The following is a 15,968-nucleotide window of genomic DNA, read 5'->3' as shown; positions in this document are numbered from 1 at the left end:
ATGCCATGTGTTGGGAGAACTGCCAGAATAGTTCCTCTGAAACTGCAAATGGGTGCTCCCCTTTTGCGTTTCGGACGCGAAGTCGTGCAAGGCAGATATCATCAGGCACGTCCAATATATGCAGCTTGTTTTGCGCTTTGGTCTGCTCAAGAATACCGCGCATCCACTTGCGTGATTGGACCGTGTTCGCTTGAAAATCCAACACGACCGAAGACCCTGCATTGAGCATCGACACCACCATGGGCGCAACGACTTGCCTGATCTTTTGCGTGCATCGCACAAAATCTGCGATTGAGCTGAGCTGATCCGAGTAAAGCGTTTGAAGCCAAGCATCCTCCGACAGAACAATCGCATTGTCGCGTTTGGCCAAATCGGCGGTCAATGTGGACTTGCCAGAGGCTATTTTCCCACAAATCATGTGAAGCCTATGTGTTTGATGAGGCATCATAAAAACCGAAATTCTGTTGCGTAAATCGCTGAACTTAAAAGACTAAATTTCCCGACCCAAGACTTCAGGTCGGGACGGTAATTCGGCCAAGGGAAATAGCGTTATTTAGCGCGGCTAAGGTTTTCATGCGTCCACTTTGCCATGTGTCCGCAAAAGGGTCCATCACAAAGGGCCAGGAAATTTCCTCATCAAAGGACGCTTGATTAAGCTGCGTGTTGTGGGAATGCCAAAGCTTCAGGCTCAGCAACTCGCTCAGAATACGCACGCGCAGTGAGCGGCTCTACTCCACCATCAACAACAAGACTGGCGACTGGCATATCGTTAGCCCAAATGATCTCATGCTCATCAAACAGGATATGAAAATAGTTTACAGGATCGACGTTTCTCTCCATAGAAACATCCGAAAGCGCTTCTAAATCTGTCGCGGGAACAAGCACTTCCTCGCAAGCACGCTTGCCTTGAACATACTCAGCGCCGCTCAAAACACGTTGTTGCTGTGACACTGTAAGATCATTCGACGGTACATTGTGCGCAAGCGCATGGGCTGGGATCTTCAGCGGGCGAAGGTTCGGGTTAACCGCCATCTCCATCTCTGAAACACTATGATTTCTGATCAAACGAATAGGTTGATAACCACGATCCATCGTCAAAACCAGATCGCCGACGCTCAGATCTTCGACCTTAACATGTCCGCGTTGGGTCTTAATAAGCGTGCCCGTCGCTAAGCTAGCTGCGCTAAACTCAGCGCCATTGTTTGGAACACATTCGATATGATCAGCTGGCGCGAGGGCGATATAGGGGCGCTCAAAGGCGAAAACGCCGTCAAAAGCCTTCACAACAACTCCGTTCGCAAATGTACGTGCAGTGTTCGTCATGGTCTTCCCCTCATCTCATTGATGCACCGCCAATTTGCCCATTCAACGAAGCCTGCATAATGGGAAAACGAGCGCAGAAAGCTCATGATTGAGGCGATCCGTACACGTTCGTTCACAGCTCTGTGTATTTTCAACAACCTGCACTTCGAACGCCCTGTAAGGCTCGCTTTTTACTCCATCGGACCCAACGACAGTAAAAGCACCGCACATTTTCATTCTTTTCCACCCTAGCGGCGCGCTTCAATCAGGCCTACATAGTCGCCTAGAAACGCACCAAGGAGAAACGCCATGAATGCATCAACACGTGGTCGCATGACAAAAGACGGCATTCGCATTTATGAACAAAGCGATTTCGCTGGCATGGCGGCGGCGGGCAAACTGGCCGCAGAAATCCTAGACGAAATTGCCGAACACGTTGTTCCCGGCCAGACCACTGGTGCATTGGACAAGATGATCGAAGATCGCGTGAACGCCGCTGGCGCCACCTCCGCAACGATTGGTTACAAAGGGTATAAGCACGCAAGCTGCATTTCGGTGAACCACGTTGTGTGTCACGGCATCCCAGGAGACAAAAAGCTCAAAGATGGCGATATCCTAAATATCGACGTCACGGTCATCGTTGATGGCTGGTTTGGCGATACGTCGCGGATGTACGTCGCGGGCAAGCTATCGCGCAAGACTGAGCGTCTTTTGCAAGTGACCCATGATTCTCTGATGAAGGGTATTGAGGCAGTAAAACCTGGCAATACCTTCGGTGACATTGGCGCAGCAATTCAAGCATTTGCGGAAAGCCATCGCATGTCCGTTGTTCGCGATTTCTGTGGTCATGGCTTAGGTCGCGTCTTTCATGCGCCGCCCAATGTTTTGCACTATGGCCGCAATGGGACTGGTGCGGTGCTAGAACCTGGTATGTTTTTCACGATTGAACCGATGGTCAACTTGGGACGACCAGAAACAAAGGTTTTGGCCGATGATTGGACCGCTGTCACGCGCGATAAATCGCTGTCAGCACAATTTGAGCATTCGATCGGCGTGACTGAAACAGGGTGTGAGATCTTCACATTGTCCCCTGCTGACAAGTTTCATCCGACATACTAACCCAATGTGATCCTACAAGATCCGGCTAGCTCACAAAGGAACCACAAAATGAGCCAGCACATGAAAGGAAGATGTGCCTGCGGCGCGGTCACATTTACTGTCACAGCACCCAAAACCTACGGCGCTTGTCACTGCAAAATGTGCCGACAATGGTGTGGCGGTGTGTGGATGGGCGTCGTTTGCGAAAACATCGTGGAGCTTAACGGACCATTGCAAGAGTGGCAGTCTTCCAAGATAGCAAAGCGTGCGAATTGCCAAACTTGTGGATCATCGGTCTGGCACAAGCCAAAACACTCTAAGCACTTCACTTTCGGTCAGGGCTTGTTCGATGATCAAGACGGTTGGACGCTATCTCGTGAAATCTGCGCCGATGATCAACCTGATCACTACAGGCTCGCTGATAAGGGCCAAAAAGCCTTTACGGCTTGGGGTACATTGGTGGCCCTTATTTTCGGTCGATTGCCAAAATAGGGATCGCGCGCAAAAAGCGGGTTATCCGGGTGTAAGACCCTCGGTCGCTGCGACAGGTCTGCGCTGGGTCACCTTTTCAGGGCGTCGTTTTTCATAAAACGCGTTGCCGCCAGTGGTCAGCACATAGTGGATATTGTTGAAATCCGCTTTGTACCACGCTGCGTGAAAGAAGCGTGCTTTAGGTAAACGAGGGTGTCTTTCTCCGCGCAATACCGCAGCGGCAGAGGACTGCGCCAAAGGCAAACCGCTATCAGTCATTGGCTTTGTCATAACACCGGGTGCAAACTGGTTCTTCTGTCCCACAACGCCACAAACTGTATTCGGGAAATCGCCCGAGTTAACACGGTTCATCACCACAGTGCCAACAGCGATCATGCCATCCCGGCTAGAACGGTTCGATTCAAAATACATCGCGCGCGCCATGCAATTCGTATCAGAAGAACTAACTGACGCGCGTTCCACTTTAGGCGCTTTTCGCTTCCCGCAAGCAGACAAAACAAGCAATCCGCAGAGCGCCGCGGTGATCAGTTGGGTGGAATAACCTTTTGGCATTGTCGAAACCCTCTTGTTTTATGTTCAAATAGAAAACACGCGAAAAACGCCGCGTGTGTCAAACTTAAGCAGCGAGCCCCTGTGACCCCATTGCCAAGAACTTCTCTCGGCGTGCTTTGATCAACGTGGGACGATCCATATCTTTGAGCTCGTCAAGCATCGCTTCAATCGCGTTGCTCACAGCATCCATGGAATGAGCCGGGTCACGGTGCGCTCCGCCCAATGGTTCGCTAACAATACGGTCCGCAACACCCAGCTGCAGCAAATCTTGCGCAGTCAAACGAAGAGCTTCGGCAGCTTCGCGCATTTTCTCTGCATCTTTCCAAAGGATAGATGCGCAACCTTCTGGCGTGATGACGGAGTAAACCGAATGCTCTAGCATCGCGATCTTGTTTGCCGTTGCAAATGCAACCGCGCCGCCTGAACCACCCTCACCGATGATAACGCTGACCAGTGGCACACCGATTTGCAGACACATTTCTGTTGAACGCGCGATAGCCTCGGACTGACCGCGCTCTTCTGCGCCTTTACCGGGGTAGGCGCCGGGCGTGTCAACCAAAGTCACGACAGGTAGTTTGAAACGATCTGCCATTTCCATCAAACGGATGGCTTTACGATACCCTTCCGGGCGCGCCATGCCAAAGTTACGCTCAATACGGCTGGACGTATCATTGCCCTTATCTTGACCGATCACAACAACGGGACGATCTTTGAAACGAGCCAGTCCGCCCATGACCGCGTGATCATCGGCAAAACCGCGATCACCGGCAAGCGGCGTGTAATCTGTAAAAATCGTGTTGAGATAGTCACTGCAATGCGGGCGTTCAGGATGACGTGCCACTTGGCATTTGCGCCAAGGTGTCAGCCCCTCATAAAGCTCAACCAACATGTCCGCCGCTTTCTTATCAAGCGCGGCTGCTTCGTCTTCAACGTCAGTTTCTTCATTGGCACGCGCCATCGCGCGCAGCTCTTCAGCTTTGCCTTCAATTTCGGCCAACGGTTTTTCGAAATCGAGATAGTTCATTGCGCGCCTCATTCACTGGAAACTAACGCCGTATATGGCGCGCCTCTTTGTCGGATGCAATAAAACAAGCTTATTCTTTGTGTTAAGATATCAAAGCCCTGTGGGACGCTTCATCTTTGTCGATATTAAGTCAAAAATATCGGATAAAGCGACAAAATAAGAAGCCCTGCCATGCTCCAATTAAACGTTCGCAAACGTGCGGTGCTCGTCAAAAAGCGCGCCAACTGCTGGCCCAACACTGTCCAAATTGAAACCGAGGGGAAGTTAACAACCCCAAAGGCAAGCGCTACGATGAAAACAGACCGCGCACTTTGATCCTCTGCGTAAACCGTTATTGCGGTCAGCGCCATCGTCCAAGCCTTTGGATTAACCCACTGGAAGAGCGCCGCTTGAAGGAACGTAAACGGTTTTGCGCTGGTGTTCACTTCGCCCTCTGGCGCGGCAGAATTTGCAATCTTCCAAGCGAGCCAGAGCAAATAAACAACACTCACGACCTTCAACACTGTATGTAGGATGGGGAAGCGATCAAAGATTTGCATCAACCCAACGCCCACACAAAAGATCATGAACGCAAAGCCTAGACCGATCCCGAACATATGCGGAATCGTGCGACGAAACCCGAAATTTGCACCAGATGCCATGAGCATCAGGTTGTTCGGCCCGGGGGTGGCCGAGGAAACGAAGGCAAACAATGTCAGCGCGAAAAGAAGGTCATAATTCATGTCCTATCATTAGGGCAATTCTACCAGCTCTCAAACGATTTTATTGTACCAAGAAATGACGATGTAACCGCGCTTTCAGGCCATCAGCTTGGGCAATTCTTCTGCGAACAAGTCAAAGACCAAGCGAATGCGCCGCGATGTATGCAGCTCTCGGTGCGTGACTAGCCATGTTGGAAACAAGATTGGATCCATCTGTGGCAACACTTCTTCGACCTCAGTGCTTGCTCGGGCAACGTCCACCGACATTGGGCAAATCCCGAATCCCTTTTTCACCAACTCCCACGCGACCAACCCGTTGGTGGATCCAACTTTAAATTGCTCGCGCGATACATCGAGACCAAATCCAGTATAATACTCTAGCATTTGGTCGATATCACCAAAACTCACAAACTCATGCTTTTGCAGATCTTTGAGAGTTTTAGGACGGCCCCGTTTGTCCAAATAGGTCTTCGACGCAAAGAACGCACCTTTTGATTCATGAATCATCCGCGCAACCAAATCAGGTTGCTCCGGACGTACATTGCGCACGGCGATGTCCGCTTCTCGTTGAACCAAATCGCTCACGCTATTGGTGGCAACCACATCAACCTCGATCAAGGGCGCGATAGAGCGTAACTTGTGTAAGATCGGCGGCAAAAGGTGACATGCGAATAAGTCTGACGCTGTGATGCGAACCATCCCTTCGATGGCTTGCGACTGACCTGACGCCACAAGCGAAACGCGCCCCGCGGCTTCCGCCATTGCGCGAACATGATCCGCCAGATCGCGCCCTGTTTGCGTCACTTGCAAGGATCGACCAGATCGCTCGAACAGCGTGACGTTGAGCTCTTCTTCAAGGGCGGCAACCTGTCGCCCGATCGTGGGCTGGGTTTGGCGTAGAACCCGCGCAGCCGCAGACAACGATCCTTCCTCAACAACAGCGAGGAAAGCGCGCGCGTGGGTCCAATCGAATGTTATCGCCTGCCAATTCATACATTAATGCATAGCATAAAGACGGTTTTCGGCAATTCCCCAATGATATTCGCATGCGTTACATATGAGCCAAAGGAGATCACAATGAAAAACGAAGCAACTTTTTGGGACAATATATCAGAAAAATACGCCCGCGACCCGATCCGTGACATGGCCGCCTATGAATATACGCTAGAGCGCACGCGCAGTTACCTGAAATCTGAAGATACGGTGCTTGAGATTGGATGCGGAACGGGATCGACCGCCCTTTTGCTGACAGACAACGTTGCACGCTACCATGGCACTGATATTTCCGACGGTATGATCAAAATCGCGCGCCGCAAGGTGGGCGAGACAAGCATCTCAAACCTCAGCTTTGAGGCGCATACAGCGCTTGATGGTATTTACGCCCATGACGCTTTGGATGCGGTTATGGCCTTCAATTTGTTGCATCTTGTCCGTGACGTGCCCGCAACACTCAACGCAGCGCATGCAGCGCTGCGCCCTGGTGGCTTGCTTATCACCAAGACCCCGTGCCTCAAATCAGCGAGCTTCAAATTTCAGGTAATGTTCAAAGTGCTCCCGATAGCGCAAATGCTTGGCAAGGCGCCTTTCGTGCAGTTCTTCACCGAAACAGCCTACGATAAAATGATCACGGCAGCTGGTTTCGACATCATTGAAAGTGGAAATCATCCCGTGAATCCGCCAAATCGCTATGTCGTTGCCCGCAAACGTTAAAGCCCAAAACCTGCCGCACAAGAACTAGGCGCTGCTTAGTTTGCGCGCGGCAGCCTGCAACAAAATGCGAGAATAGAGCCTATGGAAGCCCATCAACGCATTGGCGAAAAAGCCGACGCTCGGATTTCCGCGTTTGTCCTTCGCTACAGCCAGCAAAGCGCTTCCGAAATACAGCTGTGTGCCTGCTTGCAAATCAGAGCGCATGAGCCAGCTTCGGATTGGCCCATCGCCGACTCTAAGCAATATCTGATTTTCGTCGCGCTCCACCAACCGCCACATCGCGAGCTTCTCAGACGCGCCATGTGCCAACGCCTTCACATCCTCTTGGCCGGAGGATTGACGCGCAAAAATAGCGAGCAGTTTCCGTTCGAGCCGAAAAACCCAAGTATCAAAGAATGTTGCAATGAACCGCTCTAGGTCAACATGCGCAGGCACTTCGGTCACATAGCAATCCGTGTGAGCACCAGCCTCAGAACTAAATCGATCAAGGAAAGCGTGGGGAGGTAGCGGTATATGGTCAATGCGTGTCATGGGATACTCCAATCAGCCAAACATACGCTACCGTATGCACGCAAATCCCGTGTTCGTCAAAGAGATCCGAGCCAACTGCGACACTCTGCGCAAACGCAAAACGCCGCCCTGGGTTTCCCAAGGCGGCGCATTTAATCATGTTGATATTCTTTTAGCCGAGGACACGACCCAATGCTTGATCAACAGCATCTGTGATCTGGTCAATGTCATCAGGCGTCGCGATCAATGCGGGCGAAAAGCAGAGCGTATTGTTCTTGCCCGGAATGGATCGATTCGTTGCACCAATGATCACGCCTTGGGCATTACAATCGGCAACGATGGCCCCTACTGTCTTTTCATCCAGCGGTTCTTTTGTCTTACGATCTGTCACCAATTCCGCGCCGCAGAACAAACCTTTGCCGCGAACGTCACCGATCACAGCGTGCTTTTCAGCCAAGGCGTTCAGGTTCGCGATCATGCGATCCCCCATGTCCAAGGTATTTTGGAGCAGGTTCTCTTCTTCGATGATACGCATGTTTTCAATCGCCGCTGCAGGGCCGGCCGTGCACCCACCAAAGGTCGAGATATCTCGGAAATAATTCAGAGGATCAGACGAATCGTCTTTGAACATGTCAAAGACCTCTTCAGTCGTGACGCAGCACGAGATGGCTGCATAACCAGACGCGACACCCTTCGCCATCGTGACGATATCAGGTTTGATGCCATAGTGCTGATAGCCGAACCATGTGCCGGTACGACCGACACCGCAAACCACTTCATCGATGTGCAGTAAGATATCATACTTCTTACAAATCTCTTGAACACGTTCCCAATAGCCATCCGGCGCAACGATGACGCCACCACCTGCCGTTACTGGCTCAAGGCACAGCGCTCCAATCGTGTCGGCGCCCTCGCGCAGAATGATCTCTTCGATTTGATCTGCGGCCCAAACACCGTAGTTTTCTTCTGGCGCGCCGTCTTGCTCGTGCTTGCGATACTCCATGCAGTGTGGAACGCGGATAAAGCCGGGTGCAAAAGGACCATATTGTGCATTGCGTTCATCTTGACCGCCAGCTGACATCGATGCCAGCGTGGAGCCATGATAATCGCGGTCGCGATACAGAATCTTATGTTTCTTGCCGCCATAACGTTTGTGCGCAATCTGGCGAACGATCTTGAAGCCCTTCTCGTTGGCCTCAGATCCTGAGTTCGCGTAGTAAACGCGCGTCATGCCTGGCATTTTCTCGATCAGCTTTTCAGCAAAAATAGCACCGGGGATCGTACCAACCGTGCCGCCGAAGAAATTCATCTTCAGGATTTGATCACGCACTGCATCAGCAATGCTTTCACGGCCGTACCCGACGTTAACAGTCCAGACACCACCAGACACAGCATCGATGTGCTCTTTGCCATGTTGGTCCCAGACCTTCATGCCTTTACCTTCGATGATAATGCGTGGTTCGCCGGTCTCGAAACCTTTGTGTTGCACCAGATGGTGCCATACATGAGCGCGATCGGCTTCGACTATCTTCGAATAGTCGTTATCTTTAAATGAACCGTCCATAGCCATTGTCCTCTTTTGGCTGGCGTTGATGGGATCAACGCTCAGGAACACGCCCCGCCGAAAAGCGAGGAACCTAAGCTCAATTCATATGCAAAATTGAGTCCCTGATAGGGCCAGATCAAATTGCCTTTTAGGTCCAAAAAAATTTTCCGTTTAGCGCGTTTTTTGATCAGAGCCGCATATCAGTTTGGATTCCATAGATAATTTCGAGATTTACGGTTGCTTGCCTCAAACAAACGTGGCTTCCTGCTCTCAGGGCGTTGCAAAAACGATTTGCAACAAACTCGAATTTGCGCTGCTTTGACCTCACGCGACATGCGGACTCGGCATGTTCAGAAAAGCGGCACTAAGCCGATGAAGCCGCTCTGCGGCGATCAACTGGGAGACTACACATGACACTTAAAACTAAACTAATGAGCGCCGTTGCTGGTGCAGCGATGCTGACTGGTGCGCAAGCGAGCGCAGCGGATGAGATCACAGTTGCTTACTTCCTAGAGTGGCCAATGCCATTCCAGTTCGCAAAAGTTGAAGGCATGTACGAAGAAGCACTTGGTACAAAAATCAACTGGGTATCCTTCGACACAGGTACAGCGATGAGCGCGGCGATGGCATCTGGCGATGTTCACATCTCCGTATCTCAAGGTGTTCCACCATTCGTTGTTGCAGCTTCTGCTGGCCAAGACATCCAAATCGTAGACGTTGCTGTTTCTTACTCTGAGAACGACAACTGCGTTGTCGCGTCTGGTCTAGAGATCGACAAAATGTCCGCGGGCGAGCTTGCAGGCAAAAAAGTTGCTGTTCCACTCGGCACAGCTGCTCACTACGGCTTCCTGTCTCAGATGAACCACTTTGGTGTTGATGTCGCGAGCATGGAAGTTGTCGACATGGCACCAGCAGAAGGTGCTGCTGCACTTGCTCAAGGTTCCATCGACATGGCTTGTGGTTGGGGCGGCGCACTTCGCCGTATGAAAGAGCACGGCAACATTCTTCTGACCGGCGCTGAAAAAGAAGAGCTAGGCATCCTCGTGTTTGACGCGACAACAGCGCCTACGTCTTTCATCTCCGAGAACAGCGACATGCTGGCGAGCTTCCTGAAAGTCACTGCAGACGCAAACGCGATGTGGGCTGATGAAGCAAACCAAGCGAAAATGCTTCCTGTGATCGCGAAAGACGCGGGTATGTCCGAAGAAGATACAGCATCCACGCTGTCTACCTTCAAGTTCCCAACAATCGATGAGCAGCTTTCCGAAGCATGGCTTGGCGGTAACGCAGCAACATTCATGAAAGGCGTTGCAGACGTCTTCGTTGGCGCGGGTTCTATCCCTTCCTCATTGGATAGCTACGAAGGCACGGTCAACACGTCCGGCCTCAAAGCTGCAATGGGCGGCTAACGAACTGACGGCTATTTGGGGCGGTGTGTTGAGAAACGCGCCGCCCTTTTTCCAAAACAATTTAATAATATGATCGGAGAGGCACCATGAGCGGCCTTGAGATAGACAATATCTCCATGCGCTTCGAACTGCCAAATGGCGGTGCTGTACAAGCGTTGAAAGATGTCTCGTTAAACCTGAAAAAAGGTGAGTTGCTGAGTGTTCTAGGCCCGTCTGGCTGCGGAAAGACGACGCTTCTCAACATCGTTGCAGGTTTTCTTGCGCCGACTGAAGGCGTCATTCGCTTGAACGGCGACGCAGTTTATGGCCCTGATGCCAATCGCGGAATGGTCTTTCAACAAGGCGCCTTGTTCGAATGGATGTCCGTACGTGACAACGTCAGCTTTGGCCCCGACATGAAAAAAATGCCCAAGGCCGAAAGCAGCAAGATCGTCGATCACTTGCTGGACGTTGTCGGTCTACAAGATTTTAAAGACAAGATGGTCTACGAGCTATCAGGCGGTATGCAACAACGTGTGGCTTTGGCCCGTTGCCTTGCAAATGAGCCTGATGTGATCCTGATGGACGAACCTCTCGGCGCGCTTGACGCACTGACCCGTGAGAAAATGCAGGCGCTTGTTCTCAAGCTTTGGAAAGAGACAGGCAAAACCATCATTCTGATCACTCACTCTGTTGAAGAGGCTTTGCTTCTTGGTGAACGCCTGCTGGTTATGGCACCGCGCCCAGGCCGAATTCACCGCGAGTATAACCTGCCCTTTGCCGATCTCGGTGTTGGCGCAGATTTGCGCGAAGTCAAAAAGCACCCTGACTATGCGAAAACGCGTGAAGAAATCCTCACAATGATTTGGGACATGGAAGAAGAAATCATGGGCCGCACTGAGGAGAACGCATAATGGGACAAATTATTGCTGATCTCAGCGGCGAACTTTTTACGCTCTTCGGATCCATCCTAGGTGCACTACCTGCCATCGTTGGATATGTCGCAATCATCCTACTTGCGATGTTTGCCTACTCATTCATACGTCAGAAAATGGGGCGAAAGTCAGATTATACATCGCTCAAGACCGTGACCTTCGGGGACGAAAGTGCGGTTGTTTCTGACAAAGCTGCATCTGTCATTTCGATCGTTTTGATCTTTGTGATCTGGGGTGCCTTCACTGGCTCCAACTGGCTTCCAAGCTTCTTACACGCGCCTGGTCCATTCGTTGGCGACAATGAATTCACCTACACTGTCGAAGATGCGAACGGTGCAAAGGACGACGCCACAGTCGCGATCCGTGTGCACGAGAAAGGCGCCACCGTTGAGGCGCCCGAAATCGCTGAAGGCGATGGCATCGCAAAGAATGACACGATTGTTGTGCAAGCCTATCGCTCAAAACTGCTCGTTTGGGACAAAAACGATGAGGTTACGCGCAAGGATGGCGCAAAGATCGTCGCCGTCGATGGGCGTCCAATTAGCAAAGGTAACGACGTCGAAGTTGGTTTTGGCCGCGTTGCGTTGACCGACAAAGGAACGCTGAACTTTGAACCCGGCAAAGGTTGGCAGATGGAAAACATCTGGCTGCCAGCGCCTGACAGCGTCTGGAGCCGACTGATTTCTGTTGCGCGAGATGGCTATCAGAACGTCACACTTGCAGAACATTTGTCGTTCTCTTTGTTCCGCGTGATCGTTGGTTTCTTCCTTGGTGCGCTCGTGGGTATTCCATTGGGTTATGCGATGGGCCTGAGCAATTGGTTCCGCGGCTGGTTTGACCCAATCGTCGAATTCATGCGCCCTGTCCCACCTTTGGCCCTTATTCCACTGGTCATCATTTGGGCTGGTATCGGGGAGCAAGGTAAGATCATTTTGCTCTTCCTTGCTGCGCTTTGGATCATGGCCATTGGGGCGCGTTCTGGCGTGTCAGGTGTCAACATTACCAAAGTTCACGCCGCCTACTCACTTGGTGCGTCCAAGGTTCAAATCCTGCGCCATGTGATCATTCCAAACTCACTGCCCGAAATCTTCACAGCAGCGCGCGTTGCTATGGGGGTTTGCTGGGGCACGGTGGTTGCTGCGGAATTGGTCGCGGCCGAAAAAGGCGTTGGTAAAATGATCGTTGCCGCGTCCAAGTTCCAAGACACGGATATCGTTCTGATGGGTATTATCCTGATCGGTATCATCGGCTTTGGCATCGACGTTCTGATGCGTTGGGCCGAACGCGTACTGGTACCTTGGAAAGGCCGCTCGTAACCACGTAAAGTCGGATGAAACATACCGACTAACGCAACGACATCACAAAATGAGGCGGACGAAAGTCGCGCCTCATTTTTTATGAAATCGCACCATCGATGATTGAAAATCTCCTATGTCCAGTTGCAAACGCAACTAGGACCAGTTTAGGTGATCTATGGCTATCTCAATTGACACCTTCTTTCTTGACCCGGACTCGCAAGGGACGTTGCAGTCTCAAATCCAACAGATGATTGCTCAAGGCATCTTGTCAGGACGCTATGCCAAGGGTGAAAAGCTCCCGTCGTCCCGCAAACTTGCACTGCATTTGGGTGTGAGCCGCATCACAGTTACGCTCGCCTATACGGAACTCCTTTCAAACGACTACCTCACCAGCAGAGGGCGATCAGGATATTTCGTTTCTGAAAATGCGCCGGAGCCACCTAAGTTTGAGCCGCTGACCCACCGCGAAGATACGGTCGACTGGAATCGCGCAATTGGCCAAAGGTTCACTGGCGGATCGACTCCGGCCAAACCCGCAGATTGGGCCAAATACAAATACCCGTTCATTTATGGCCAAGTTGATAAATCCCTTTTTGATCATACGAACTGGCGCATGTGCGCGCTACAGGCGCTTGGCGCGCGCGATTTTTCCGCGATGACCGCAGACTATTACGATCAGGACGACCCTCAACTGATTGAATTTATTCTTCGTCACACACTTCCGAGGCGCGGTATCGTCGCAAGACCGGAAGAAGTGCTTATCACCGTCGGTGCACAAAATGCGCTTTGGTTGACTGCACAGATTTTGCTAACCCAAAGGCGCACAGCCGCGATTGAATATCCATGTTATCATGCCCTACGGGATATTCTGAACCAATCCCGTTGCCACCTATCCCAAGTTCCCGTTGATCGCGATGGGCTGCAACCCGATCTCGTTGAGGACGGCACTGACGTCATCTTTGCAACGCCAAGCCATCAGTGCCCAACGTCAGCGACCATGCCACGTGGTCGGCGCAAATCTCTGCTCAAACGCGCCAAAGAGCTAGACGCTGTTATCGTAGAAGATGACTATGAATTCGAAATGTCATTCCTTGATGCCCCATCGCCCGCGCTTAAGTCACTTGATGATGAAGGGAGGGTCATTTACGTCGGCAGCTTTTCGAAATCACTCTTTCCGGGCTTGCGCCTTGGCTATCTGGTTGGTTCGGAACCCTTCATCCGTGAAGCGCGCGCCTTGCGCGCCTCGGTTTTGCGCCATCCGCCGGGGCACATCCAACGTACCGCGGCCTATTTTCTGTCGCTCGGGCACTACGATGCCCTCGTGCGAAAAATGGGTAAAGTTTTTAAAGAACGCCGCAGTGTTATGGAGCGCGCAATTAATGAACATCACCTCGAAATCGCAGGGCGTGGGGTTTTTGGCGGTTCCAGTTTCTGGATGCGTGCGCCAAAGAAAGTAGACACACAACACTTGGCCGCCCGCCTCGCAAAACAGGACGTATTGATCGAACCAGGCCATTCCTTTTTCGGGCCGGAATCAGACGAAAGAAACTACTACCGTTTGGCCTATTCTTCGATTCCAAGCGAAAGAATACCGGAAGGCGTTGCGCGCATTTCAATGCAAATTGAAGAATTAATGAGACATTAAGTCTCACTAAATAAGCCACTGGACCTACCGCAGTAAAGGAACTGGCCCTAACTGGCCTCTTCCCGTTTCCGTATATTGGTGCCAATCCGCCTGCCCTACGTGCGGGCGCTTTTTATTCCACATGACACCCTAGGAGCGCATCCATGAAGATGACCACCGAAGAGGCCTTTGTTAAGGTCCTACAACGCCACGGTATTGAACATGCATTTGGCATTATCGGCTCGGCCATGATGCCTATTTCCGACCTCTTCCCAAAAGCTGGCATTCAGTTCTGGGATTGCGCCCACGAAGGCAGCGCCGGCATGATGTCCGACGGTTACACACGCGCCACTGGCAAAATGAGCATGATGATTGCTCAAAACGGCCCGGGCATCACAAACTTTGTGACAGCCGTTAAAACAGCTTACTGGAACCACACGCCATTGCTGCTCGTGACACCACAAGCTGCGAACAAAACAATCGGCCAAGGTGGCTTCCAAGAAGTTGAGCAGATGAAACTGTTCGAAGACATGGTCGCCTACCAAGAAGAAGTGCGCGATCCTTCCCGCGTCGTCGAAGTTCTGACGCGCGTGATTTCACAAGCCAAGCGTTTGTCTGGCCCTGCGCAATTGAACATCCCGCGCGATTTCTGGACACAAGTGATCGACACTGAAATCGTTGACCCTATTGAATTCGAAGCATCCTCTGGCGGTGCGAACTCTGTTGCAGAAGCAGCCGCGCTTTTGTCTGGCGCGAAGAACCCAGTAATCTTGAACGGTGCGGGCGTTGTTCTGTCCCAAGGCGGCATCGAGGCGTCTAAAGTTCTGGCCGAGCGTCTAACAGCACCAGTTTGCGTTGGTTACCAGCACAACGATGCGTTCCCGGGCAACCACCCTCTGTTTGCTGGCCCACTCGGCTACAATGGTTCCAAAGCAGGCATGGAATTGATCAAGGAAGCGGATGTTGTGCTTTGCCTTGGCACACGTTTGAACCCATTCTCCACATTACCAGGTTACGGCATGGAGTACTGGCCAGCAGATGCGAAGATCATTCAGGTTGATATCAACCCAGATCGTATCGGCCTGACGAAGAAGGTCACTGTTGGCATCGTTGGCGATGCTGCGAAAGTTGCCACAGGTATCCTTTCCCAACTCTCCGATGATGCAGGCGATGCAGGCCGCGGTACGCGTTCCGCAAACATCGCTCAGCGCAAGTCAGCTTGGGCACAAGAACTGACGTCCCTCACACACGAGAACGACGATCCAGGTACGGATTGGAACGTACGTGCGCGTGCTGCGAAACCTGATTGGATGTCCCCACGCATGGCATGGCGCGCGATCCAAGCGGCACTTCCTGCGGATGCAATCATTTCATCTGACATCGGCAACAACTGCGCGATTGGTAACGCTTACCCATCTTTTGAGGAAGGTCGTAAGTACCTCGCTCCAGGTCTCTTTGGTCCATGTGGCTACGGTCTCCCAGCGGTTGCTGGTGCAAAGATCGGTTGCCCTGATGTTCCAGTCGTCGGTTTCTCCGGTGACGGCGCATTCGGTATCGCGGTGAACGAATTGACCGCGATCGGTCGTGGCGAATGGCCTGCGATGACGCAAGTCGTGTTCCGTAACTACCAGTGGGGCGCGGAAAAGCGGAACTCCACACTTTGGTTCGATGACAACTTTGTCGGTACAGAGCTGGATGAAGGCGTCTCCTACGCAGGCATCGCAAATGCATGTGGCCTCAAAGGCGTTGTTGCCCGCACGATGGAAGAGCTGACAGATGCCCTAAACC

16 protein-coding genes are annotated in these 15,968 nt (G+C 51.9%); 8 read left to right on the top strand and 8 right to left on the bottom strand.

What is annotated here, in order from left to right:
• A partial coding sequence (locus tag ABJQ89_RS20210) for an ATP-binding protein (RefSeq protein ID WP_348497952.1) occupies positions 1-445 on the bottom strand: 445 nt, incomplete at its 3' end.
• A 206-nt stretch (positions 446-651) separates the two neighbouring features.
• The gene (locus ABJQ89_RS20205) at positions 652-1,323 is read right to left on the bottom strand and encodes a Hint domain-containing protein (protein WP_348497951.1); all 672 of its coding nucleotides are present in this window, start codon (positions 1,321-1,323) and stop codon (positions 652-654) included.
• Between the two features lie 288 nt (positions 1,324-1,611).
• Between ABJQ89_RS20205 and map the strand changes: the two genes are divergently transcribed.
• Both map and ABJQ89_RS20195 read left to right on the top strand, forming a co-directional pair.
• The gene (gene map / locus ABJQ89_RS20200; protein WP_348497950.1) at positions 1,612-2,421 is read left to right on the top strand and encodes a type I methionyl aminopeptidase; all 810 of its coding nucleotides are present in this window, start codon (positions 1,612-1,614) and stop codon (positions 2,419-2,421) included.
• Between the two features lie 48 nt (positions 2,422-2,469).
• Positions 2,470-2,892 (top strand): GFA family protein, encoded by a 423-nt coding sequence (locus ABJQ89_RS20195; RefSeq protein WP_348497949.1) that lies wholly within the window; start codon positions 2,470-2,472, stop codon positions 2,890-2,892.
• A 21-nt stretch (positions 2,893-2,913) separates the two neighbouring features.
• Here ABJQ89_RS20195 and ABJQ89_RS20190 read toward each other — a convergent pair whose 3' ends face one another.
• The 4 genes from ABJQ89_RS20190 to ABJQ89_RS20175 form a co-directional block, all read right to left on the bottom strand.
• Positions 2,914-3,444, bottom strand: coding sequence for a cell wall hydrolase (locus ABJQ89_RS20190; protein WP_348497948.1), 531 nt, complete (start codon positions 3,442-3,444; stop codon positions 2,914-2,916).
• A 64-nt stretch (positions 3,445-3,508) separates the two neighbouring features.
• On the bottom strand, positions 3,509-4,468 hold the full coding sequence (locus tag ABJQ89_RS20185) for an acetyl-CoA carboxylase carboxyltransferase subunit alpha (RefSeq protein WP_348497947.1): 960 nt from the start codon (positions 4,466-4,468) through the stop codon (positions 3,509-3,511).
• 125 nt (positions 4,469-4,593) lie between these two features.
• Positions 4,594-5,190: a LysE family translocator gene (locus tag ABJQ89_RS20180; RefSeq protein WP_348497946.1), complete on the bottom strand. Its 597-nt coding sequence runs from the start codon at positions 5,188-5,190 to the stop codon at positions 4,594-4,596.
• Between the two features lie 75 nt (positions 5,191-5,265).
• Positions 5,266-6,162 (bottom strand): LysR family transcriptional regulator, encoded by an 897-nt coding sequence (locus ABJQ89_RS20175; protein ID WP_348497945.1) that lies wholly within the window; start codon positions 6,160-6,162, stop codon positions 5,266-5,268.
• 84 nt (positions 6,163-6,246) lie between these two features.
• Here ABJQ89_RS20175 and ABJQ89_RS20170 point away from each other — a divergent pair, with 84 nt between their 5' ends.
• Entirely contained in the window at positions 6,247-6,879 is a 633-nt protein-coding gene (locus tag ABJQ89_RS20170; RefSeq protein WP_348497944.1) for a class I SAM-dependent methyltransferase, read from the top strand.
• A gap of 24 nt (positions 6,880-6,903) precedes the next feature.
• On the opposite strand, the gene ABJQ89_RS20165 is transcribed toward ABJQ89_RS20170, so the two are convergent.
• Both ABJQ89_RS20165 and ABJQ89_RS20160 read right to left on the bottom strand, forming a co-directional pair.
• Entirely contained in the window at positions 6,904-7,410 is a 507-nt protein-coding gene (locus tag ABJQ89_RS20165) for a hypothetical protein (RefSeq protein WP_348497943.1), read from the bottom strand.
• Between the two features lie 151 nt (positions 7,411-7,561).
• Entirely contained in the window at positions 7,562-8,953 is a 1,392-nt protein-coding gene (locus tag ABJQ89_RS20160) for an aminotransferase class III-fold pyridoxal phosphate-dependent enzyme (RefSeq protein WP_348497942.1), read from the bottom strand.
• A gap of 392 nt (positions 8,954-9,345) precedes the next feature.
• On the opposite strand from ABJQ89_RS20160, the gene ABJQ89_RS20155 reads away from it, so the two are divergent.
• From ABJQ89_RS20155 to xsc, 5 genes are all read left to right on the top strand, one after another.
• Positions 9,346-10,344, top strand: coding sequence for an ABC transporter substrate-binding protein (locus ABJQ89_RS20155; RefSeq protein WP_348497941.1), 999 nt, complete (start codon positions 9,346-9,348; stop codon positions 10,342-10,344).
• Positions 10,345-10,430: 86 nt separating this feature from the next.
• Positions 10,431-11,237, top strand: a complete 807-nt coding sequence (locus tag ABJQ89_RS20150; protein WP_348497940.1) for an ABC transporter ATP-binding protein — start codon at positions 10,431-10,433, stop codon at positions 11,235-11,237.
• 107 nt (positions 11,238-11,344) lie between these two features.
• Positions 11,345-12,574 (top strand): ABC transporter permease, encoded by a 1,230-nt coding sequence (locus ABJQ89_RS20145; protein ID WP_348497953.1) that lies wholly within the window; start codon positions 11,345-11,347, stop codon positions 12,572-12,574.
• Positions 12,575-12,731: 157 nt separating this feature from the next.
• The gene (locus ABJQ89_RS20140) at positions 12,732-14,201 is read left to right on the top strand and encodes a PLP-dependent aminotransferase family protein (RefSeq protein WP_348497939.1); all 1,470 of its coding nucleotides are present in this window, start codon (positions 12,732-12,734) and stop codon (positions 14,199-14,201) included.
• A gap of 143 nt (positions 14,202-14,344) precedes the next feature.
• A partial coding sequence (gene xsc / locus ABJQ89_RS20135) for a sulfoacetaldehyde acetyltransferase (RefSeq protein WP_348497938.1) occupies positions 14,345-15,968 on the top strand: 1,624 nt, incomplete at its 3' end.

Source organism: Planktotalea sp. (genome assembly GCF_039984035.1).
GTDB lineage: Bacteria > Pseudomonadota > Alphaproteobacteria > Rhodobacterales > Rhodobacteraceae > Planktotalea.
Note: the sequence above shows the minus strand (reverse complement) of the source record. Positions and strands in the feature narration are given on the sequence as shown.

Bases quoted from the DNA above. Each gene is read 5' to 3' on its own strand.
- ABJQ89_RS20205 (WP_348497951.1), bottom strand. From the start codon at position 1,323: ATGACGAACACTGCACGTACATTTGCGAACGGAGTTGTTGTGAAGGCT.
- map (WP_348497950.1), top strand. From the start codon at position 1,612: ATGAATGCATCAACACGTGGTCGCATGACAAAAGACGGCATTCGCATT.
- ABJQ89_RS20195 (WP_348497949.1), top strand. From the start codon at position 2,470: ATGAGCCAGCACATGAAAGGAAGATGTGCCTGCGGCGCGGTCACATTT.
- ABJQ89_RS20190 (WP_348497948.1), bottom strand. From the start codon at position 3,444: ATGCCAAAAGGTTATTCCACCCAACTGATCACCGCGGCGCTCTGCGGA.
- ABJQ89_RS20185 (WP_348497947.1), bottom strand. From the start codon at position 4,468: ATGAACTATCTCGATTTCGAAAAACCGTTGGCCGAAATTGAAGGCAAA.
- ABJQ89_RS20180 (WP_348497946.1), bottom strand. From the start codon at position 5,190: ATGAATTATGACCTTCTTTTCGCGCTGACATTGTTTGCCTTCGTTTCC.
- ABJQ89_RS20175 (WP_348497945.1), bottom strand. From the start codon at position 6,162: ATGAATTGGCAGGCGATAACATTCGATTGGACCCACGCGCGCGCTTTC.
- ABJQ89_RS20170 (WP_348497944.1), top strand. From the start codon at position 6,247: ATGAAAAACGAAGCAACTTTTTGGGACAATATATCAGAAAAATACGCC.
- ABJQ89_RS20165 (WP_348497943.1), bottom strand. From the start codon at position 7,410: ATGACACGCATTGACCATATACCGCTACCTCCCCACGCTTTCCTTGAT.
- ABJQ89_RS20160 (WP_348497942.1), bottom strand. From the start codon at position 8,953: ATGGACGGTTCATTTAAAGATAACGACTATTCGAAGATAGTCGAAGCC.
- ABJQ89_RS20155 (WP_348497941.1), top strand. From the start codon at position 9,346: ATGACACTTAAAACTAAACTAATGAGCGCCGTTGCTGGTGCAGCGATG.
- ABJQ89_RS20150 (WP_348497940.1), top strand. From the start codon at position 10,431: ATGAGCGGCCTTGAGATAGACAATATCTCCATGCGCTTCGAACTGCCA.
- ABJQ89_RS20145 (WP_348497953.1), top strand. From the start codon at position 11,345: ATGTTTGCCTACTCATTCATACGTCAGAAAATGGGGCGAAAGTCAGAT.
- ABJQ89_RS20140 (WP_348497939.1), top strand. From the start codon at position 12,732: ATGGCTATCTCAATTGACACCTTCTTTCTTGACCCGGACTCGCAAGGG.